We start from the raw sequence: 21,988 nt of genomic DNA, 5'->3' as shown, positions 1-21,988 counted from the left end.
GTTAATGGGCCAGGTTACGAAACTTCTCCCGGACCAGGTATATAAGGCGCTGCCGGCGCCGGGAATGGTGGCGGTAAAATTCTTCCATAATCAAGCCGGCCAGGCGTTCAGGGTGGTGCCGGACTACATGGGTCTCGTCCACCAGCCAGCCCGTACGGAGCTCAACGCCCATCCTGGCCACCGCCGGCCCGTTAATCAGCACCGGGCGCGCCCCCTTTTCGCCGTAACGCCGCAGGGCACCGCGGGAAATAGGGCCGCGATGGGCAATAACTACATCCACCAGGCCCGGGCCGCAGTGATCAATAAGAGCCTGCAGGTGATCGGCTACTGTATAGCCGTCAGTTTCCCCCGGCTGGGTCATGATATTGCAGACATAAAACACCGGTGCCGGGGACTGGCGTAAAGCTTCAGTCAAACCGCGCACAAGTAAATTGGGCAGGACGCTGGTATAGAGGCTTCCCGGGCCGATAATGATGGCATCAGCCTTATGTATAGCCTCCAGGGCGGCTGCCGGCGGCCGGCAGGTGGCCGGTTGTAAAAACACCCTTTTAATGCGCTTGCCGGCCCGGGGGATATTGCTTTCCCCCAGGATGGTGGTACCGTCAGCCAGTTCGGCTCCCAGGACGACATGGCTGGTAGTGGAAGGAATAACCCGGCCGCCAACCGCCAGCACCCGGGCCAGTTCCTGGATGGCACGGTCAAAATCACCGGCCATATCCGTCATAGCCGCCAGCAGCAGATTTCCCAGGCTGTGGCCGGCCAGGCCCTCTCCCTGGTAAAAGCGGTAACTGAAAAGATCCTCCATCAGGCTTTCAGTATCGGCCAGGGCCACCAGGCAGTTACGAATATCCCCCGGTGGCGGAATTTTTAACTCCTGGCGCAGGCGGCCGGAGCTGCCGCCGTCGTCGGCTACGGTGACAATGGCCGTGAGATTGCGGGTGTATTTTTTCAACCCCCGCAGGAGGACGGCCAGGCCCGTACCCCCGCCAATAGCTACTATATGGGGTCCTTTCGCCAGGTACTGGCGCCGGTAAAAAAGTTGCCAGGGGTTACAGGTATTGCCGGGCAACAGGACTTTAAAAACCGCACCAGCCAGGCGCTGGACCCCCAGAATAATCAGGGCCAGACCCAGGCCGGCAGCCATCACCCCGCCCAGCAAGGGCGAGCCCAGGGCCCCCAGGGTATGGAGGATAAACCAGGTAACGCCCCTTTCCGCCGAGGCTAATAAAGTAACCCCCAGGATAACTGTTAACCCGGAAACCAGCAAAAACAGGCCCACGGCAGCCAGCAGCAGCCAGCGTTTAATCTTTAAACCCGGGTAAAGCCACTTTAAACCCTCCACCCGCCTGCCTACCTCCTGCTGCCGCTGCTCAGATAACGTACTACGTCGCGGTGCTTGACTACTACGTCGTAATTATCGCCCCGGAGTATTTCTCCCAGTCTATTGGCCAGGGTCACCGAGCGGTGCTGGCCACCGGTACAGCCAATGGCAATGACCAGGTGGGACTTGCCCTCCTGCTGGTAATGGGGGATCAGGAAGCGCAGGAGGGCGGCAAACTGTTCGATAAACTGCCGGGCCTCCGGGGTAGACATGACAAACTCAGCCACACAGCGATCATGGCCGGTAAAGGGGCGTAAGGCGGGGATATAAAAAGGATTGGGCAAAAAGCGCACATCCATAACCAGATCGGCATCCAGGGGAATGCCGTATTTATAGCCAAAAGAAATAATGTTAATCACCAGTTGCCGCCGGCTGTCGCCAAAAAGTTCGCTTACCTGCTCCTTAAGCTGGCGCGGCGTCAGTTCGGAAGTATCGATAATCTTGCTGGCCCGGCCCCGCAGCTCTTCCAGGCGCCGCCGTTCGGCGATAATACCTTCCAGAATCTGGCCGCCGCTGGAGAGGGGGTGGCGGCGCCGGGTTTCTTTATAACGCCGCACCAGGATTTCATCGGCCGCCTCCAGGAAAAGGATCTCGTAGGGGATACCCCGGCCATCCAGGTAGGCCAGGGCTTCCTCCAGGCCGTCGAAAAACTGGCCGCCGCGGATGTCCATAACCAGGGCTACCTTGTTGATCCCTTCCCCTTCTTTGGCGGGTTGCCCCAGGAGATCAACCAGCCCAGGTATCAGGGAGGGGGGCAGGTTGTCAACGCAGAAAAAGCCCAGGTCTTCCAGGCAGCGCACGGCCTGGGTCTTGCCGGCTCCAGAAAGGCCAGTTACAATGACGAGACGTGGATAGTTGCTTGCCGTCACTACTCTCCCCTCCCTTAAAAAGCATCAATGACGCAAGTTTATTACCTGCTCCGGGGGTATCCCGGCGGCGCGCAGGAGTTGCCACCCCTCTTCCAGGCGGCCCACAGTGGCCGGCTGGTGGGCGTCGCTGTTGACGACAAACCTCACCCCCCAGCGGGCTGCCCGGGCCAGTTCTTCCGGACGCTGGTAGAGGTGGCCGGTATTTACCTCCCACAGGGTGCCGGCGCGGGCACAGGCCCGGGCCAGGGGCTCAATATCTACCGGCATCCCCAGGCCCGGGTGGGTGAGGCAAAAGACAGGGTGCTTTTCCAGGGCCGCCATTAAAGCCCGCGTATTGGCCTCCACGGCCCTTGCCCGCCAGCGGCGGCTGCGTCCCTGGAGCTGGTTGGCCAGCACCAGGTCGCGGGCCGCTGGCCAATCCCAGGGCAGGACATAGGGATGGAGCCCTACCAGCAGGAGATCCAGCTGCCGGTAAACGGCGGCCGGGATGTCGATTTCCCCGTTTAAACCGACAATATTGGCCTCGGCACCCACCAGCACCCGGATGCCCGGGGACTCCCAGGTTGCCACTTCCCTTTTCAGGCGTAAGAATACGCCGGCGGCATTGACGCCCACCCCGATATTGCGCGGGCCGTGGTCGGTCAGGGCCACTTCTTCCAGCCCGGCCCGGCGGGCCGCCGCCACCATATCCCTGGCACTGGCCCGGCCGTCGCTGCGCCGGGTATGCACATGGTAATCAGCCCGGAAGGACTGCAGCACAGGTCAACCTCCCAGGATAAATTTCTCCAGGGCCCGGGCCACACCGCCATCGTTATTGCTGCCGGTGACATAATCGGCGGCCGCCCGGACTTCCGCCGGCGCGTTGGCCATGGCCACCGCCAGGCCGGCATAGCGGAACATCTGGAGATCATTATAACTATCGCCAAAAACCATGATCTCTTCCGGCCGGATACCCTCCAGTTCCGCCAGGGCCTGGAGCCCCCGGGCCTTGTTAACCTCGGGGTTGAGCATTTCCAGGTAATGAGGCAGTGACCGGGTGAGGTAAACCCCTTCCCCCACGTCCCGGCGGATGGCCGCTTCCAGGGGGTCTAGTTCCGGGCCGTCACGGAGGGCAACGATCTTCAGGGGCTCTCTTTTCTCCTCCTGGAGAAAAGTTAGCATATCCTCCACCCGGTGTAAATCCACCCCAGCCCGCCGGGCATATTCTTCGTTCTCCGCCTGGATGCTTTCGACATAGAGCCGGTCATCCAGGTAAACGTTATAGGCATAACCAAATTCGCGAATGTGTTTTATTAAATACCGGGACAGGGGTAAAGGAATGGTGCGTTCAAAAAGGATTTCCCCCCTCCCCGAGTGGCGCACCTGAGCGCCGTGGTAAACAATGAGCGGTAAATCCAGTCCCAGCTCCACGGCGTAGGGCCTGGCCGAGCTGAACATGCGCCCCGTAGCCAGGGTTACGGTTATGCCCCTTTCCCGGACTCTCCTTATGGCTTCTTTAGCCCGTGGCTCAATAACTAAATCGTCGGTTAACAACGTCCCGTCCAGGTCAAGGGCTACCAGCCGGATTCTCCCCATTATTTTTCCTCCCCAGGCCTTCCAGGATGCGGGCTGCTACCGCCCGGTTCATCCCTTCTACGGCCATTAATTCTTCTAGAGTGGCCCCGCTTATCTTAGCAACAGACCCAAAACGGCGCAGCAGGGCTTTTTTACGTTTGGGACCTACGCCGGGAATGTCATCCAGTACCGAACGGTAGGCGCCCTTTTCCCGTTTCTGGCGGTGGTAGGTAATGGCAAAGCGGTGCACCTCATCCCGCAAGTGCTGCAGGAGCTGCAGGGCGCGGCTATCCCGGGGCAGGCGAACCGGCTCAGGGCTGCCTTCCCGGAACAGCAGCTCTTCCTCCTTGGCCAGGGCAAAGGTAGGAATTGACGTCAAACCCATGGCCGCCATGACCTCCCGGGCGGCATGAAGCTGGCCCAGGCCCCCGTCAATAAGGACGAAATCCGGTAACTCGGCAAAACGCGGGTCCTCCCCGGCGGCGCGGTGAAAACGCCGGCTTAAAACCTCCTGGAGGGAGGCAAAGTCATTGGGGCCTTTGACCGTCTTGATCTGGAAGCGGCGGTAGGCCGACGTCAACGGCCGGCCATCCACAAAGACGGCCATGGCCCCCACCGGGCTGTTCCCCTGGAAGTTGGAAATATCATAGGCTTCCATGCGCCGCGGCAGGCGCGGCAGGCCAAGGACCTGTTGCAGTTCCATCAGGGCCGCCTTGCCACCCTCCTCCTGGCGCTGGCGGGCCAGGAGGTGCTCCTGGAGGAGGCTGACGGCATTTTCATGGACCAGCTGCAGCAGCTTTAACTTGCTACCCCGTTTGGGTACCTTTAAATCGACCCGGCCGCCGCGCAGGTGGCCCAGCCAGCGGGCGATGGTGGCGGCGTCATCCGGTTCGTCATGGAGGAGGATTTGCGGGGGAATTTCTACTCCCCGGCTGTAATATTCTTTCAGCAGGGCCGCCATAATTTCGGCCCGGGATAAGCCCTCTGTCCCCGTAAGGAAAAAATGGTCGCGGCCGATAACCTTACCCCCCCGGCTGAAGAAGATGAGACCCAGGGCCGCTTCCCCTTCCCGGGCGAAAGCAACGGCATCGGCATCATCGCCGCCAGCGTCAGTAATTTTCTGGCGTGCACAGACCTCCTGCACCGCCCGCAGCTGGTCCCTCAACCTGGCTGCCTTTTCAAATTCCAGCCGTTCGGCGGCGGCTGCCATCTGTTCCTTTAATTCCTTGACCAGGGTGGTATGCTTCCCTTCCAGGAACAGGATAACATTATCTACCGCTTCCCGGTAGGCCCCCGGGTCGACTGTACCGCTGCAGGGAGCCAGGCAGCGGTTAATATGGGCGTTGAGGCAGGGCCGGCTGCGGTGCTGCAGGGGCGTCTCCCGGCAGGTGCGTACCGGGAAAAGGCCGCGCAGGATTTTTAAGGTTTCCCGCAAAGCCCCCACGTTGGTATAGGGGCCGAAGTAGCGGGAACCGTCCCGGACCAGGGAGCGCGTGATCTGCAGCCGGGGAAACTGTTCCTGGGTGGTAATTTTGATATACGGGTAGCTTTTGTCGTCCTTTAAACTGACGTTGTACCGCGGCCGGTGTTCTTTAATCAGGTTGCACTCTAGAATCAGGGCCTCGACTTCGTTATCCGTCAGGATATACTCGAAGTCGGCAATATGGCTGACTAAGACCTGCGTCCGCGGCTGGTGCTGGCCGCGGAAATAGGAGCGCACCCGGTTTTTCAGGGAAGCGGCCTTGCCGACGTAAATGATCTCGCCTTTGGCATCGCGCATGAGGTAGACGCCGGGGTGGTCCGGCAGGCGCGCCAGTTTCTCCTCCAGGTCCATGGTATCCCTTCCTCATCTACTCCTGCCCTACTACCCGGGGCAGGTCCTGATGTCCCGCCGGAGGGCCGTACTCCGGGCTTCCTTCCAGGTCCCGGCCCGCCTGCCTCTCTTTATCCCGCTCCAGGACGGGGGCCAGGAACTGGCCGGTATAGGATTCCGCTACCCGGCAGACCTCTTCCGGCGTGCCGGCGGCCACCACCCGGCCGCCGCCCTCGCCGCCCTCGGGGCCCAGGTCGATGATATAGTCCACCGACTTGATGACATCCAGGTTATGCTCGATAACCACAACCGTATTGCCGGCATCCACCAGGCGCTGCAGGACGTTCAACAGCCGCTCGATGTCGGCCATGTGCAAACCCGTGGTGGGCTCGTCCAGGATATACATGGTCCGGCCGGTGCTGCGCCGGGCCAGTTCCGCGGCCAGTTTCACCCGCTGGGCTTCCCCCCCGGAAAGGGTGGTGGCCGGCTGGCCCAGGGTGATGTAGCCCAGGCCCACGTCCTGGAGGGTGGCAAGGCGCCGGTGCAGGCGGGGAATGGCGGCAAAAAATTCCGCCGCCTCGTCCACAGTCATGGCCAGGACGTCAGCAATGGATTTTCCCTTGTATTTTATGGCCAGGGTCTCCCGGTTATAACGCTTCCCCTGGCAGACTTCACAGGGTACATAAACGTCGGGCAAGAAATGCATCTCAATCTTAATAATACCATCACCGCCGCAGGCCTCGCAGCGGCCACCCTTGACATTAAAGCTAAAGCGCCCCGGTTTGTAGCCCCGGGTGCGGGCCTCCGGGGTGGCCGCAAAGAGGGCGCGGATGTCGTCAAAAACACCGGTATAGGTGGCCGGATTGGAGCGCGGCGTCCGGCCGATGGGCGACTGGTCCACCTCAATGACCTTGTCCAGGTGCTCGGTGCCGGTAATGGCCGCAAAGGCCCCCGGGTTGGTCCGGGCACCGTTCAAGCGCTGGGCCAGGGCCCGGTAGAGGATCTCATTGACCAGGGTGCTCTTGCCGGAGCCGGAAACACCGGTAATGCCGATAAACAGGCCCAGGGGAAAGCTGACATCGATATTTTTCAGATTGTGCTCGCGGGCGCCTTTAACGGTCAACCATTTGTCGCCCGGCCGGCGCCGCCTTGCCGGCACCGGGATACGCCGCCGGCCGCTCAAATACTGGCCGGTGAGGGAACGGGGATTGGCCATTACTTCTGCCGGGGTACCGGCCGCCACCACCCGGCCGCCCTGCTCCCCGGCCCCGGGACCAATGTCGATGATATAGTCGGCGGCCCGCATGGTATCCTCGTCATGCTCGACGACGATGACCGTATTGCCAAGATCCCGCAAGCGCTTCAAAGTGGCAATCAGGCGGGCGTTGTCCCGCTGGTGCAGGCCGATGCTGGGCTCGTCCAGGATGTACAGGACGCCCATGAGCTGCGACCCGATCTGGGTGGCCAGGCGGATGCGCTGGGCTTCCCCCCCGGAGAGGGTGGCCGCCGCCCGGTCCAGGGTCAGGTAGTCCAGGCCCACATCCAGCAAAAACTGCAACCGGGCCTGGATTTCCTTTAAAATCTGGCGGGCGATTATCTCCTCGCGCTCGCTTAAAGTTAAATTGCGCAAAAACCCGGCCGCCGCCCGGACATTAAGGGCCGCCACTTCGCAGATATTAAGGCCGCCAACCCGGACGGCCAGGGCTTCCTGTTTCAACCGCGCCCCCTTGCAGGCCGGGCAGGGCTGCTGGCTCATATAGTTTTCAATCTCCGCCCGCGCCCACTCCGACTGGGTTTCCTGGTAGCGCCGCTCGAGATTGGGGATGACCCCCTCAAAGGGGGCTTCGTAAGTGCGCCGGTCGCCAAAACGGTTGGTGTAGCGGAATTTGATGCGCTCCTGCCCGGAACCGTAAAGGATGACCTGCAGGTGCTCCGGCTTGAGCTCCCGCACGGGCACATCCAGGCTGAAACCGTAATGTTCGGCCAGGCACTCCAGTATCTGCTGGTAACCGTTATTGCTGCGGCTCCAGGGCGCTATGGCCCCTTCCCTTAAGGTAAGGTCGCGATCGGGAATGACCAGGTCGGTATCGACCTTCATAGTTACACCTAGGCCGGTACATGCCGGGCAGGCGCCGTAGGGATTATTAAAAGAAAAGAGACGCGGCGTGATTTCCGGCAGGCTGACGCCGCACTCGATGCAGGCGAATTTCTCGCTTAAAAGCAACTCTTCCTGGCCGACGATATCGATCAGGACAATACCGCCGGCGAGCTTCAAGGCCGTTTCCAGGGATTCGGCCAGGCGGCCGGCCACCCCCGGCCGCACCTGGAGGCGGTCCACGATTACCTCTATAGTATGCTTTTTATTTTTAGCCAGATTGATATTCTCGCTCGTTTCCCGGATTTCCCCGTCCACCCGGACGCGCACGTAACCCTCTTTGCGAATCTCCTCCAGGACGTTGCGGTACTCCCCTTTGCGGCCCCGGACAATGGGGGCCATAACCTGGAAACGGGTCCCTTCCGGGTAAGCCAGCAGGCGGTCCACCATCTGGGAAACCGTCTGGGGCGTAATGGGCCGGCCGCACCGGGGACAATGAGCGCGGCCGATATGGGCAAAAAGCAGCCGCAGGTAGTCATAAATCTCCGTCACCGTGCCTACTGTGGAACGGGGGTTATGGCTGGCCGTCTTCTGGTCAATGGAAATAGCCGGGGATAGTCCTTCGATAACGTCAACGTCAGGTTTGTCCATCTGGCCCAGGAATTGCCGGGCATAGGAAGAGAGGGACTCGACATAACGGCGCTGTCCCTCGGCATAGATGGTATCAAAGGCCAGGGAAGACTTCCCCGACCCCGACAGGCCGGTAATGACTACCAGTTTATCCCGGGGGATGGTAACGTTAATATTTTTCAGGTTGTGGGCCCGTGCCCCCTGGATGACGATTTTATCAGTGGCCATAAGATACCCCCTCGGGAAATTCCCCGGGCTTAGCGCCAGGCGTAAAACCTGGCCAGGGTAATACCTTGCTTCTCGCCAGTATTATACCATAAACGCCAGTAAGGGCATACCTGGAGGGAATAATCAGGATGCTGCTACCGAGTGGAGGGGCCGGGCGTACAAAAATTAAGACCGGGTATTTACCCGGTCGCGGAATCAGTTTACTTACTGCCTTAGCTTTAAAGGGGAAATGGGTGGCGCTAATGATCGCCCTGTCACTGGCTTAGAATATTCCCTGCCAGCCCCAGTTTATCGGCCTCAATTGCCGTTCCAGGAGCAAGCTTAATTACATCGTCACCTTCGCCATGTAAAAGGCGAGCCAGCCACTCCAGGCTACCTTGAATTTCATCCGGGATAAGATTAAAGGTTGTGGCAAATAACCTGACAAACTGGCGATCTTCCTCACCAGACTGTAGTCCGGTATCAATATAAGTCACCCGCTTATAGGCCTTGAGCATCTCGCCTATAACCCAGCGGGCCGTTTCCTCCCCGTAAAGGGATAGGCAGCGCTGGTATTCAGTATAAGAGTTCTCACTGAAAGCGACCCAGCCGGGGCTGAAGTAGTAGGCGTAGCCCTTCAGAGTATCTTCCTGGCGGGCCTGGCAGGAACCCAGGAGGAGGTCAATGCAGTCATTGGCTCCAGGAAATACCAAATCGCAGTACCTGGTTTTAAGACCGGCGATGCCATTACCACAAAGCCCGTAACCCAGGATAATCCTGCCGCGGTAACTCCCGGCTTCTAATTGATCAATATTTTCCTGGATGGTAGCCTGCAGCAGGTCCGGGGTCCGGTGCAGGCCCTGCTTTAAAAATATGGCTTCGTCCGCCTGCACGCCCAGGCTTTCCATTTCATAGCGCAAAACTTCACAGGCGATAATGCGCCGCATCAAATTGATGTTCCCTCCCCCTATGCTAGTCTTATATAAACATATTACTATAAATAAGCGAACCCCGGGAACCCTTAAACAAAAACGACCGGGTATTTTTATCCGGCCGGGAAAAAGATGTAACTTAAGCGGGGGGCATTGCCCCCCGCATTAAGCGCACACTTGGACTAATCTAACTCAATAGGATACCTGCCATACTTCTTAATGGCGTCCCGCATAGCCAGGGCGTTTTCCAGCCTGGCGTAGCTGGGCAGGCTGTTGGCGCTGCTGCAGATATAACCGCCGCCCGGCGCCGCTACCCGGATGCGTTCCTTAACCTGGTAATTCCGTTAAGGGTGCTGGTTTTAAAGTCCCATTTTTAAAACAGGCTCAGCTGCTTATATTTCCCTTCGTCATCACCCTGCTTCCCCCGTGCCTTTCCAGTCCAGACCTTTTTCTCCAGGCAGTCCGGAGGTATTTCCAGGAGAAAAGGAGAGGGCCGGGCGGGTATCTTTGTACCAGCGAAATCCCTGCTGCGGGATGATACCAGGATCAATATATCCCGCGCCCGGGTAAGGCCGACGTAAAACAGGCGGCGTTCCTCAGCCAAACTTTCCCCGCTTCCCCGGGTAGGGCTCATCACTAGAGAAGGCTCCCCGTGAACATCTTCTCCCTCCGGAGCGATGCCAGGGCGCTCTTTAAGGGGCAGCAATCCATCTTCTACACCGGCAATAAAGACCACGGGGAACTCCAGCCCCTTGGCGGCATGGAGGGTCATCAGGCTTACTGCTTCGGGGGTAGTAACATTGTTGCCCCAGCGCTCATGGTCTGCTTCCCCGGCCAGGACGACCCCGCGCAGGAAGGCATGCAGGTCGTCAAAACGCGCCGCCACCCGCAGCAGGCGGTTCATGCTGGCCACTCCCTGGAGGTTATGCTCCTCCAGCCAGCGGGCCAGGAGACCCTCAGGAGGTTCCTTAAGCATTATGGTCCTCCAGGTTGCCACGGCATTCCTGAAGGCCAGCAAACCCTTCCTGGCTGCTGCCCCTGGCGACGCCTCGCCTGCCGTTAACCTTTCTATGGCCTGCCAGGCCGGGCAATGCATCTGCCTGGCCGTCTCCCGGACCAGGGCAATATCTCTTTTATCCTGGCCAAAGGGGCCCGCACCGAGGCAGCGATAAATATGGAAATCGTCTTCCGGGTTGACCAGGCACCAGCAAAAGGCCAGGACCTCCCGTACCGGCCGGTCTTCCAGGAAGCTTTCGCGACCTACCAGCCGGTAGGGTATCCCCTCCTTCAGGAAACATTCTTCCAGGGTTTCTAACTGGCGCCCCGTCCGGGCCAGGACGGCTATATCGGCAAACCCGAGGGCTTCCCCTTCCCTGCCCCTCAGGACTTCCACCGGTACCATGCCTCCCTGGCCGTGGGCCTGGAGCATGGTCGTGCCGCCTACCAGGCGGCCGATCTCCCTGACAATGGCGATGCCCTCAGCCATCTCGCCGGGGACCTCCAGGTGCAGGACAGGCGGGCCATCTTTTCTGACAGCCACCAGCTCCTGCTCTCCAGGCAAAGCAGTGTTGCCGTGAGCATTTTGCGGGGAGAGCTTACTGGCTACCAGGCGTGGTTCCCCGGTAACCTCCAGGCCGGTATTCTTCTGGTTATGGGCAATTACGGCCGCAGCCGCCCGGAGGATGGTGGGCGTGGAGCGATAATTGCGGGTTAGCCGGCAAACCCGTGCTGCCGGGAAGTCCTCCTGGAGCTGCCGGAAAAAACGGTTACTGGCCCCGCGAAAGCCGTAGATGGCCTGGTCGGGGTCGCCGATGACAAAAAGATTGCCGCCGTCGCCGCTCCAGAGCCTGATCAGCCGGTACTGGACCGGATTAACGTCCTGGAATTCGTCAACGAGGAGGTAGGTAAACCGGGCCAGCAGCCTTTTAACCTCCGGGGTGTCCTCCCCGGCAGCCATCCAACCGTCCAGCAACTCAACCGCCCGGAGCAGGAGATCATCGTAATCCAGGACACCGTATTCGGCCAGCCGCTCCTGGTAGGCGCTGTAAATCGGCCGCAGGTCCTCAGGAACCCCGGGGGATGGGGGAAGCAAGCCACGGCTTTTAAGAAGGGAAATCTGCCGCTGCAGCTTCAGGGCCTGGCGGGAGCCGGCCTTGCCGCTTTCCTGCAGGATCTCTGCCAGGATGCTCCTGGCGTCGGTTTCATCAAGGACGGTGGGCTGCTCCTGGCCGGCAAAGGCAAAGGCCATTGCCCGGTCCTGTCCCGGCCGGCACCGCAGCAGGTCCAGGCAAATGCTGTGAAAGGTGCCGATGGTTAAATCTTCAATCCCGCCGGCCTCCCCCAGGAGTTCTACCACGCGCTGCCGGATTTCGGCGGCCGCTTTATTGGTAAAGGTGACGGCCGTAATCTGGTTGGGGGCAATGCCTCGCCTCCCTATTAAGTAGACCAGGCGGTGGACCAGGGTACGGGTCTTACCCGTACCCGGCCCGGCCAGGACAATAACCGGCCCCGCTGCCGCGGTGACTGCCAGCCGCTGTTCCTCATTGAGGCCGGCCAGGGGAACCCCGGGGCCTGCTGCCGTCTTAACCGGACCAGGTTCCCCACCGGCAGGGCCTGCCGGCTGGTTTTGGTCCGCTGCTATGGCCGGCACCGCCCCTCCCCCTGCCGGCACGGCTAACCCGTCCGGGTCTGCCCACCGCCTCGCCGGCGCTGCCGCATCGCTGCCTTTTGCCGCTGCGTGCTCCTTTACGGCCTTACCGGGTTTAGCCTTTTCCCCGGCTGTCCTTGCCTGGCCGGTACTTTTAGCTGCTGCGGCAGCAATCTCTACGTCTTCCCCAAACAGGCTGGCCTGCTCTAGGAAATACTCCCTCTCCTCCGGCCGGAGCAGCAGGATCCGGCCATACTCGCCGTCAAAACCCGGCCGGGTTTCCACTTCACCGGCGCGCATGCGCCGGATGGCTTCAGCCACCGATGCTCCGGCCACCCGGGCGATGGCCTCCAGGGGGGCCTCCCGCAGCACTACCAGTTCCGGGCCCAGGCGTCGGAGCAGGTCAAAGTAAAGGGCGGTGACCTTTTTAGAATTGGTACCCGTGCCCAGGGCTGACGCCAGCACCTCCGGCAGGGGAACCAGGCTCTTGTAAGGGCGGGCGCCCTCCGGGCGAAACCCCTCTTCCCGGTCGGCCAGTACCTCCACCCGGTGCAGCACGCCAACGGTCACCTTGCGGCCGCAGACGGGGCACATTCCACCTGCCGCCTGCGTCCGGGCCGGCGGCCAGCAAATATTGCAGGCCCGGTGGCCGTCGTAGTGATACTTGCCTTCCTCGGGAAAGAACTCCAATGTTCCCAGGAAGCCGGCCGCCTCCCGTTCTTGCAGGGCCCGGCGGATGGCCGGGTAAGAAAGCTCGGTGTCGAAAATGTTGGCCTCCCTGGCCAGGTGGCGGGGAGAATGGGCATCGGAATTGGAAACCAGGGTAAGGCGGTCCAGGGCGGAAAGGCGCCAGTTCATGGGCGGGTCGGAGGAAAGGCCCGTTTCCACGGCATAGATGTAACCGGCCAGGTCCTCAAAACACTCTTCTATGCTGTCAAACCCCGAGTTGGCGCCGAAGAGGGAGAAATGGGGGGTCCAGATATGGGCCGGGATAAAGATGGCTTGCGGGCAGGCCTCCAGGGTCATCTCCAGGAGCTGGCGGCTGTCCAGGCCGAGGATAGGCCGGCCGTCGGAATGGAGGTTGCCGATGCCCTCCAGGCGGCGGCTGAGGGCTTCCGCTGCCTCAAGATCGGGCAGGAGGATGAGGTGGTGGACTTTACGGGTGCGCCCGCCTTTTTTATAGATGGCGCTGATCTCCCCGCTGATGATAAAACGCACGACAGGTCGCCCGGCAGGGTCGGTATCTTCCTCTACCGCCCGGCAGAATTCCTCCTTCAGGCGGTAAAGGCCCTCCTCCGCCAGCTCCAGCCTGTCCCGCAGTTCCTCCCGCCAGGCCGGATGGGTAAAATCGCCGCTGCCCACCAGGGTCACGCCTTTATAAAGGGCCCAGCGGTAGAAGTTTTCCGGGCTGGCATCTTTGCTCGTGGCCCGGGAGTAACGGGAGTGGACGTGGAGATCGGCGATAAATGGCAACATTAATCACCCATTCTTGTCAAAACCACTTGTTAGTTGTAAAAAAGTTACACTGCATTGCTGGCCGGAGCATTAAAGGGTGTCTACGGCCAAACCAAAGAAGAGATAGACGTCTATGTCAGGAAGGAACGCGAAACATGGGAAAAGCGCGGTTTTCAGTGCTAACCCGCCTGCAGCTTTAACTCCAGGATGGCATCACGCAGTTCTGCGGCCCGTTCAAATTCCAGCCTTTTGGCTGCCGCCCGCATCTCTTTCTCCAGCTGGCTGATGAGGGACTTCAGCTCCCGTTTCGTAAACTGGCCCTTTTTCTTTTCCTTAGCCTGGGATTGGCTCGCCTGGTACCTGGCCGGTTCCTCGGCCACCGCGGTTTCAATAATATCCCGCACCGGTTTGCTGACGGTCCGGGGGATAATGCCGTGCCGGCGGTTGTACTCTATTTGCACCTGGCGGCGGCGGTTGGTTTCATCTATAGCCCGCCGCATGGAGGCGGTAATGGTGTCGGCGTACATGATGACCTGGCCGTTGGCGTTGCGGGCGGCCCGGCCGATGGTCTGGATCAGGGAGCGCTCCGAACGCAGGAAGCCTTCCTTATCGGCATCCAGGATGGCCACCAGGGAAACCTCCGGCAGGTCCAGCCCTTCCCGCAGCAGGTTAATCCCCACCAGGACATCAAAAACCCCCAGGCGCAGGTCGCGGATGATCTCCATGCGCTCAATGGCGCCGATATCGGAGTGCATGTAACGCACCTTGATGCCCAGTTCCCGCAGGTAATCGGTCAAATCCTCGGCCATGCGCTTGGTCAGGGTGGTCACCAGGACGCGCTCATTTCGGGCCACCCGCTTATTTATCTCGCCCACCAGGTCGTCAACCTGGCCCCTGACAGGCCGCACCATGACTTCCGGGTCCACCAGGCCGGTAGGCCGGATGATCTGCTCCACCACCTGCTGGGAGTGTTCCAGTTCATATGGCCCCGGTGTCGCCGAGACGTAGATTACCTGGTTGATGTGCCGGCAAAACTCCTCAAAAGTCAAGGGCCGGTTGTCCAGGGCCGAGGGCAAACGAAAACCATAATCTACCAAAGTCTGCTTGCGGGAACGGTCGCCTTCATACATGCCGCCGATCTGGGGCACGGTGATATGGGACTCATCGATGATCAACAGGAAGTCGTCGGGAAAGTAATCCAGCAGGGTATAGGGCGGCTCCCCCGGCGCCCGGCCGGTCAAGTGGCGGGAATAGTTTTCGATGCCCTTGCAGAAGCCGACTTCCCGCATCATCTCCAGGTCAAACCGGGTCCGCTGCTCCAGGCGCTGGGCCTCCAGGAGCTTCCCCTGCCGCTGCAGTTCCTGCAGGCGTTCCTCCAGCTCGGCCGCAATGCTTTTTAAAGCCCGCTCCATCTTGCCTTCTTCCACCACATAGTGGCTGGCCGGGAAGATGGCCACATGCCGGCGCCGGGCCAGGACCTCCCCGGTCAGGGTATCGATCTCCAGCAGGCGCTCGATTTCATCGCCAAACATTTCCACCCGCACGGCCTTCTCATGGTAGGAAGCCGGGAAAATCTCAATCACGTCGCCGTGGACGCGGAAAGTGCCCCGCTTGAAGTCGTAATCATTGCGGCTGTACTGGATGTCCACCAACTTCCGTAAAATGGCATCCCGGTCGTATTCCTGGCCCTCCCGCAGGGAGAGCATCAGGGTGCTGTAGTCCTCCGGCGAGCCCAGGCCGTAGATACAGGAAACGCTGGCTACAATGATGACGTCCCGCCGCTCAAAGAGGGCGGCGGTAGCCGAGTGGCGCAGCTTGTCGATCTCGTCGTTGATGGAGCTATCCTTTTCGATATAGGTATCCGTCTGGGGCACGTAGGCCTCCGGCTGGTAATAGTCGTAGTAGCTGACAAAATACTCGACGGCGTTGTCGGGAAAAAACTCCTTGAACTCGCCGCAGAGCTGGGCCGCCAGGGTCTTGTTGGGGGCCAGGACCAGGGTGGGCCGCTGCACTGCCTGGATGACCTGGGCCATGGTGTAGGTCTTGCCGGTGCCGGTGGCCCCCAGCAAGGTCTGGTGGCGGTAACCCTTCTGCAACCCCTCCACCAGGGCGGCAATGGCCTGCGGCTGGTCTCCCCGCGGCTGGTAGTCTGACTTCAGGACAAAGGGCGGCATGGCGCTTCCCCCTTCCGGGAGCTATTATATCATAGCGGCCCGGGGTATACTACCCCGGGCCGGTCTAACGGCGAACATGGTATCCTGAGGCAATTATTTTTAGCGTTCATACGAGGCTACCAGGATTATCCCCTCCCGGGTCGCTAATTCCGACGCCGATGGGTGAATCAGGTAGCCGAACATTACTTTTAGTATTTCGCCCTGGAGTGATGCTCGTACCCTGGCAACCTTACGGGCAAAGGTTTTTACTTCCCGGCTGTAGATGCGTGCCTTTACCTCGCCAAGCACCGTCACCGGTCGTCCAGCTTTTGTCCCGGAGCCAAAAAGATCGATTTCCACCGGTTCGCCGCCGGCATCTATATATTTCCTGGTAAGCTTATCTATCTTTACACCCAGGTTACGTTCCAGATAACCGGGTAGGACCACCCTGGCTATATCCTCCAGGCCAAAACCCATTGTAGCGGAAAGGGAACCCACCTGACGCGCCAGCTGCTGCAATTCCGCTTCCGTTCGTTTCTGGGCCTCGGCCAGCTCCTCCAATTTATACTCGGTACGCTTCTGAGCCTCGGCCAATTCTTTGACTACATCTTTGAGATCATCGAAATCTGCACGGGTAACCTTGATTTCCGCCATGCGCTGATCAACTATAGCTATAATAGCATGGTATAATTCTGGAGTTATACCTCTAAATTCCGTTGCCATCGCGTCTAACCCCCTTTCATGGCTAAAAATAACCCCTCTACTAAGCATCCAACTCGGCAGCTCTCCCGGCACGCCTTTTTCGTAACAACCGGCGACTCTGTCCAGGATAACTCAAATTTCTCCTGCCCTGCTTCTATTATACCTCAACGAATTGCCTTTTTTTATCTAATCATACCTACTCACACGACTTTTTATAATACCATTGTTCTGCCCCCGCCGGTAGACGACGGCCGACCCGTTAAGTGTAGTTTAACATCATGACCGGGACCCTCTCCGGGATCACTCCGCTTTCACTCCGCTTTCTGGACAATTGTATCATAAAGCTAGATTTAATTCTACAACCAGGGTCCCGGCGGCCCTCCAGTGCTGACGCATCAAAAATCGCCGTGAACCCTGCCTGCCAAAGATTTGAGCCTGAAAGTTTTGCGATAAAAATTTTAGCATGATCACTTAAACGCCTTATTCAATGCTATATCTACAGGTCATACGTCCACACTAACGGCCATCTCGCTTTCTTAAGCTTCCTCCCCTTCACCCTTCAGCACCCCCAGGGGCTGCAGCCTGGCCACCGGCCGGGTCAGGCCGGCTTCCGCCAGGGTGGCGACAACCGCATCGATATCTTTATAGGCCAGGGGCGCTTCATCTTTTAAAAATTTAATATCCCGGGCAGCGATAACGACACCGCCGATCTGGTTCAATAAATCCTCCCGGGAAAATTCCTGCCGGGCTTTTTTCCGGGACATAACCCGGCCGGCACCGTGGTTGACCGAGCAGAAAGTCTTATTTATCTCGCCCGTCCCTACCACCACATAGGAGGCTGTCCCCATGCTTCCCGGGATAATGGCCGGGTGTCCCGTTGCCAGGTAGCAGCCGGGATTGTCCCCATGCCCTGCGGGCAGGGCCCGGGTCGCCCCCTTGCGGTGGACTAGAAGCCACCTGGCACCATGCTTTTCTTTTTTGGCAATGTTATGGGCCACGTCATAGAGAAGGTCCAGGCCCAGTTCTTCCTCCGGCTTTTTTAACACTTCAACAAAACCTTCCCGGACAAAGTGGGTAATGAGCTGGCGGTTGGCAAAAGCATAATTGGCAGCCAGGGCCATGGCCTTGAGGTAATTCTGGCCGTCGCGCGCAGCGATGGGAGCGCAGGCCAGCCCTTTGACCGGTGCCGGCGTACCGTTTCGTTCCGCATTGGCCCACATGAGGTTGCTGTAATCGGTGCAAATCTGGTGGCCCAGGCCCCGGCTGCCGGTATGGATTAAAATGTAGAGGTGGTCCTTCTGGAGCCTGAAGCCGGCGGCCAGCCCCTCCTCCAGGACGGCCGCCACCTTGCCGATTTCCACAAAGTGATTGCCGCCGCCGATGGTGGCCAGCTGGTCGGCCCGCTCCCGCGCCGCCTTGCTCACGGCAGCTACGTCGGCTCCCGAAAGGCAGCCGCCATCTTCTATCCTCTCCCTGTCCTCCCGGCGGCCAAAACCCTCTCTGATAAAGTACCCGGCGCCGCCGGCGGCAACGGCTTCCAGGCTAGCCCGGCGCAGTTCTTTAACCTGGCTGATACGCCCCACTCCCGCCGGCACCCGCCGGGCAATGGCTGCCAGCAGCTTTGTAAGCATGGCCCGATCTATATCAGCGGCCGGGATTCTGGTAGTCAATAACCGCACGCCGCAGTTGATGTCCATCCCCACCGCCCCGGCAGAGACGACGCCCCGCTCGTAGTCGGCAGCCATCACCCCGCCGATAGGCAGGCCGTAGCCGGTATGGATATCAGGCATGCCGATGACCGGCCCGACTACCCCGGGTAAGAGGGAGGCGTTATAAAGCTGCTCCAGGGCCTCAGTCTCCGTAAAAGTGGCCAGGAGTTTTTTACTCAGGTAAACATGAATCGCTACCGGGCTGTCTCCAGCCCGGTAAATATAGCAGTTTTTGGCTACCAGTTGTAGCTTTTCCGGCATATGATCCTCTCCAGAAAACAGGCCCGGTTAACTCCGGCAGGCCATTATTCAACCACCTGGAGCCCCAGAACCCGCCGCATCTGGTCCAGGGCCCAGCGGTGAGCTTCGAGGTCAAAAGAAGCCATACCTTCTGCCAGGACGCGGACAGGAATATCACGGTTGGCCAGCTCTTCAGCCGTAAAAAAGCAGCAAATGTTAGTACATACGCCCACCAGGTCGACCTGGCTCACCTTTTCCATAGGGCTGCCAGGCGTCAGCCCCAGCCAGGCATCTAAATCGGTGTTAAAGAAAGCGCTATAGCGGTTCTTCTTGAGCAATTTAATCTGCCCTGTCCCCTCATAAGGGGCAATCAGCGCCTGTAACTCAGGGATCAGGGCCTGGCCGGGGGTTCCCTCTAAACAATGGGGCGGGAATTTTTGAAATTCGGCATCACCGGGGGCATGGGTATCAAGGGTAAAAAGCACTTCCTGCCCCTGGGATAGGGCTTCTTTCACTTTGCCTGTTATGAAAGGTATTATTTCCTTAGCAGCGGGAAAACTTAAAGCCCCACTTTCGGCGACAAAATCATTCTGCATGTCGATGACAAAGAGAATGTGGCGCATATCAGTTCTCATCCTCCCTGTTCCAGTTATAAAAAAAGGGGGTACTATAGTAGTAAAATATAAAATATGCCCCCGCGGAAGTCCTCTCTTCCGATAATTGTCCTGCCTGCACCGGTCATCTTGATAAACACTCTAAATAAAATACTGTAAAAAAGTGGTTATCTGCTTTAAACTACGTTCGAGAGCGTCCATTAAAAAATACCCCGCTACAATTTCCTAACTGAGCTAAGGCAGCTCTCATTTTTTGTATACGCCGAATCTTATTCGTGTCAATTTTTCCTTCAGCCCAGGCAGGATTAAGTTTTCGCGCTAATTCCCAGGCTGCGCCAAACCAGTCGAATACCGCTGACAATTCGGTAGTTTCGACTTTGGCCTCCTTCACTTCCCAGGCGTTAAATCTTTTCCACTGTTTGCTTTTTCTAAGCAATTGTTCCCGATCTAAATGTATATACCTTAACCCCCAGCTGAAACAGCTAAAGATACGAACCTGTATGTTCAAGGAAAATTATACCATACAGGAAACAGATTGTGAAGGACAAGCAAGTAATTACAAGGATTGTGGATTCTCGGGAACCTTTCCGGAGTATATCCTATTTCCCCAGCACCTCCAGCGCCTTCTGCAACTGGACATCCCGCTCCAGGTCCGGGGCGCGGGCCAGGACCTGCTGTTCCAGCTGGGGGTCCATTGGGACTACGTAATCGGGGGTAATCCCCTTCTTATTTATATCATGCTTGCCAGGGGTCAGGTATTTGTGGGTGGTGATCTTCACCGCGCCGCCGCCGGGTAAGGGGAAGATCGTCTGCACTATACCTTTTCCAAAAGTCGTCTCGCCCACCAGGGTGCCGCTGCCCGTATCCTTGATGGCCCCGGCCACAATCTCCGCCGCGCTGGCGCTGCCTTTATTCACCAGGACCACCAGGGGCAGGGGCTGGGCATACCCCCGGGCCATGAGGGCTTCGGTATTTTTCTGGTCGGCGATATAAACCACCGGCCCTCTGGACACAAAATAGCTGGCCACATCGACGGCCGCCGGCAGGGCGCCGCCGGGGTTATTGCGCAAATCCAGGATCAACTTCTGCATCCCCTGCTGGCGCAGTTCGTTCAGCTGCCGCCCCAGGTCGCCGGCCGTCTGTTCATTGAACATGGTCAGGCTGATATAACCGGTGCCGGGATGGCCGGGAAGTATTTTGCCATCCACCGTCGGTACCTTGATAATCTCCCGGGTCAGGGTTACCTTGCGGGGATTACTCTCGCCGGCGGAGAGGATGGTGAGTTCGACCCTGGTGCCCGGCTGCCCCTGCATCAGGTTGGAGGCCGTCTCCAGGTCCATACCGGTGGTATCGCGGCCGTCGATGGCGACGATATAATCCCGGCTTTTAATCCCCGCCCGCTGGGCCGGGGTGCCCTTAAAAGGAGAAACCACCATCAGCCTCTTGTCTTTCTCATCCAGGGTAATCAAAAGGCCAACGCCGCCATAACTGCCGCTAACGCTTTCCTGGAGGTGCCGGTAGGTTTTAGCATCAAGATAAGTAGAATAAGGGTCATCAAGGGCATCCACCATGCCCCTGATGGCCCCTTCCATAAGCTTGTCCGTGTTGATGGGCTCCAGCGCCTGGAAGCGCAACAGGGTATAGGTCTTAACCAGTTGCTCTACTTCCTGGAAGTGGGTCGCCACCCCCACCCCCAGGGCCAGGGTGACCAGGACACAAAGGACCAGTAGCCCGTTGGTAACCTGTCGCCAGATCTTTGCCACGCCAACCACCGCCTGCTCTAAAACATTCCCTGAACCCATACTTTAATTTATGTAGCAGGGATAGAGATTAGTAATAATTCATGGGGTTGGTGGGCTCACCCTGGAGCAGGACCATAAAGTGGAGATGAGGGCCTGTACTCCAACCCGTTGAACCTACCCGGCCAATTACCTGGCCTTTCTTTACCTCCTGGCCCTCCCGGACCAGGATTGCCGACAGGTGGGCGTACATGGTGGACAACCCCCCGCCATGATCAATGACAATGTGATTGCCGTACCCCCCCAGGTAGCCGGTAGATATGACCTGGCCGTCTAACGGGGCGATGATCTCCGTCCCCGCAGGAGCCGGGAGATCAACGCCGTCATGGAAGCGCCTGGTCTTCAGCAAGGGATGGATGCGCCAGCCAAAGGGAGAAGAAATATCCGTATAACCCGGCAGCGGCCAGAGCATACCTTTGGTGCCACCAGGTGCCAGCTGGCGTTTGCTTTTGGCCTGCTCGGCCCGGATTTTGGCGGCAATCTGGCGGGCCAGGGCTTCCATTTCATCCAGGGCCGCGGCGACCCGCTTTTTCTCGGCCTCGACCTGGGCCAGGAGCTGCCGCCGGCTTTCCTGGCGGGAAGCCAGCTGCACCCGCTCCCCGTCGGCCTGGCGCCGCAGCTGGGCAATCTTATCCCGCTCGGCTTCCAGCTCGGCCTTCTGGACGGCAATCTTTTCCCGTTCAGCCTTGATCTCCTGGATGAGCTTCATATCACCCTGGGCGATCTTGGCCAGGAGTTCCATGCGCACCAGGAAATCTTCCAGGCTGGTGGACTGGAGGAGGACTTCCAGGTAATTTACCTGGCCCACCTGGTAGATATCCTTGAGGCGGGTCCGCAATATATCCATGCGTTTTCCCTGGGCCGCTTCGGCCTGCTGCAGCTTGAGAGTTGCCTGCTGGACGCGCGCCTGGGCGGCGTTCAGTTCCTGGTCCAGCCTGGCTATCTGGGCTTCCTTTTCCTTGATCTCCTGTTCCAATTGCTGCAGTTGCCGCAGGAGGGCTTCGCCTTCATCATTCTTCTGCTCCAGGAGCCTTTGCTGGTCCTCGATATTCTTTTGGATTTGCTGTTGCTGCTTTTGCAGTTCATCCAGGGTAGCACCGTAGGCCGGCAGCATACCCAGGGCAAAAACCGCCAGGATCAACCAGGCCGTAACTTTACCGCGCATGGCTTCACCTCCCTTCTGCGCTA

Annotated in this window: 14 protein-coding genes; all 14 read right to left on the bottom strand. The window is 59.0% G+C overall.

Annotated features, from left to right (window positions below):
• Position 1 precedes the first annotated feature (1 nt).
• The 14 genes from MGLY_RS07965 to MGLY_RS07900 all read right to left on the bottom strand — a co-directional run bounded on the left by MGLY_RS07965 (position 2) and on the right by MGLY_RS07900 (position 21,965).
• Positions 2-1,342: a gluconeogenesis factor YvcK family protein gene (locus MGLY_RS07965; protein WP_156272884.1), complete on the bottom strand. Its 1,341-nt coding sequence runs from the start codon at positions 1,340-1,342 to the stop codon at positions 2-4.
• Between the two features lie 8 nt (positions 1,343-1,350).
• Complete coding sequence (gene rapZ / locus MGLY_RS07960; protein WP_156272882.1) at positions 1,351-2,250, bottom strand: RNase adapter RapZ; 900 nt, start codon at positions 2,248-2,250, stop codon at positions 1,351-1,353.
• A 24-nt stretch (positions 2,251-2,274) separates the two neighbouring features.
• Positions 2,275-3,009: a PHP domain-containing protein gene (locus MGLY_RS07955; protein ID WP_156272880.1), complete on the bottom strand. Its 735-nt coding sequence runs from the start codon at positions 3,007-3,009 to the stop codon at positions 2,275-2,277.
• A 3-nt stretch (positions 3,010-3,012) separates the two neighbouring features.
• Positions 3,013-3,825 carry a Cof-type HAD-IIB family hydrolase gene (locus MGLY_RS07950; RefSeq protein WP_156272878.1) on the bottom strand — a complete coding sequence of 271 codons (813 nt, stop codon included), beginning with the start codon at positions 3,823-3,825 and terminating at the stop codon, positions 3,013-3,015.
• On the bottom strand, positions 3,797-5,638 hold the full coding sequence (uvrC, locus tag MGLY_RS07945) for an excinuclease ABC subunit UvrC (protein WP_156272876.1): 1,842 nt from the start codon (positions 5,636-5,638) through the stop codon (positions 3,797-3,799). The genes MGLY_RS07950 and uvrC overlap by 29 nt, the downstream gene beginning before the upstream one ends.
• Positions 5,639-5,654: 16 nt before the next feature.
• Positions 5,655-8,570, bottom strand: coding sequence for an excinuclease ABC subunit UvrA (gene uvrA, locus MGLY_RS07940; protein ID WP_156272874.1), 2,916 nt, complete (start codon positions 8,568-8,570; stop codon positions 5,655-5,657).
• Between the two features lie 254 nt (positions 8,571-8,824).
• Positions 8,825-9,496 carry a DUF1638 domain-containing protein gene (locus MGLY_RS07935; protein ID WP_246187479.1) on the bottom strand — a complete coding sequence of 224 codons (672 nt, stop codon included), beginning with the start codon at positions 9,494-9,496 and terminating at the stop codon, positions 8,825-8,827.
• A gap of 358 nt (positions 9,497-9,854) precedes the next feature.
• A complete protein-coding gene (locus MGLY_RS07930; RefSeq protein WP_156272870.1) occupies positions 9,855-13,604 on the bottom strand; it encodes a UvrD-helicase domain-containing protein in 3,750 nt (1,249 codons plus the stop codon).
• A 158-nt stretch (positions 13,605-13,762) separates the two neighbouring features.
• Positions 13,763-15,757, bottom strand: coding sequence for an excinuclease ABC subunit UvrB (gene uvrB / locus MGLY_RS07925; RefSeq protein ID WP_156272868.1), 1,995 nt, complete (start codon positions 15,755-15,757; stop codon positions 13,763-13,765).
• A gap of 99 nt (positions 15,758-15,856) precedes the next feature.
• Positions 15,857-16,459 (bottom strand): DUF8196 domain-containing protein, encoded by a 603-nt coding sequence (locus MGLY_RS07920; protein WP_156272866.1) that lies wholly within the window; start codon positions 16,457-16,459, stop codon positions 15,857-15,859.
• Between the two features lie 515 nt (positions 16,460-16,974).
• On the bottom strand, positions 16,975-18,408 hold the full coding sequence (locus tag MGLY_RS07915; protein WP_156272864.1) for an RtcB family protein: 1,434 nt from the start codon (positions 18,406-18,408) through the stop codon (positions 16,975-16,977).
• Positions 18,409-18,452: 44 nt separating this feature from the next.
• Positions 18,453-19,010: a cysteine hydrolase family protein gene (locus tag MGLY_RS07910; RefSeq protein WP_156272862.1), complete on the bottom strand. Its 558-nt coding sequence runs from the start codon at positions 19,008-19,010 to the stop codon at positions 18,453-18,455.
• A 590-nt stretch (positions 19,011-19,600) separates the two neighbouring features.
• Complete coding sequence (locus MGLY_RS07905; RefSeq protein WP_156272860.1) at positions 19,601-20,764, bottom strand: S41 family peptidase; 1,164 nt, start codon at positions 20,762-20,764, stop codon at positions 19,601-19,603.
• Between the two features lie 67 nt (positions 20,765-20,831).
• The gene (locus tag MGLY_RS07900; protein WP_156272858.1) at positions 20,832-21,965 is read right to left on the bottom strand and encodes a murein hydrolase activator EnvC family protein; all 1,134 of its coding nucleotides are present in this window, start codon (positions 21,963-21,965) and stop codon (positions 20,832-20,834) included.
• Positions 21,966-21,988: the final 23 nt, after the last annotated feature.

Source organism: Moorella glycerini (genome assembly GCF_009735625.1).
Taxonomy (GTDB): Bacteria; Bacillota; DSM-521; order Neomoorellales; family Neomoorellaceae; genus Neomoorella; species Neomoorella glycerini.
Note: the sequence above shows the minus strand (reverse complement) of the source record. Positions and strands in the feature narration are given on the sequence as shown.

Coding starts and splice junctions, on each gene's coding strand:
- MGLY_RS07950 (WP_156272878.1), bottom strand. CDS start 3,825: ATGGGGAGAATCCGGCTGGTAGCCCTTGACCTGGACGGGACGTTGTTA.
- uvrC (WP_156272876.1), bottom strand. CDS start 5,638: ATGGACCTGGAGGAGAAACTGGCGCGCCTGCCGGACCACCCCGGCGTC.
- uvrA (WP_156272874.1), bottom strand. CDS start 8,570: ATGGCCACTGATAAAATCGTCATCCAGGGGGCACGGGCCCACAACCTG.
- MGLY_RS07935 (WP_246187479.1), bottom strand. CDS start 9,496: ATGCGGCGCATTATCGCCTGTGAAGTTTTGCGCTATGAAATGGAAAGC.
- MGLY_RS07930 (WP_156272870.1), bottom strand. CDS start 13,604: ATGTTGCCATTTATCGCCGATCTCCACGTCCACTCCCGTTACTCCCGG.
- uvrB (WP_156272868.1), bottom strand. CDS start 15,757: ATGCCGCCCTTTGTCCTGAAGTCAGACTACCAGCCGCGGGGAGACCAG.
- MGLY_RS07920 (WP_156272866.1), bottom strand. CDS start 16,459: ATGGCAACGGAATTTAGAGGTATAACTCCAGAATTATACCATGCTATT.
- MGLY_RS07915 (WP_156272864.1), bottom strand. CDS start 18,408: ATGCCGGAAAAGCTACAACTGGTAGCCAAAAACTGCTATATTTACCGG.
- MGLY_RS07910 (WP_156272862.1), bottom strand. CDS start 19,010: ATGCGCCACATTCTCTTTGTCATCGACATGCAGAATGATTTTGTCGCC.
- MGLY_RS07900 (WP_156272858.1), bottom strand. CDS start 21,965: ATGCGCGGTAAAGTTACGGCCTGGTTGATCCTGGCGGTTTTTGCCCTG.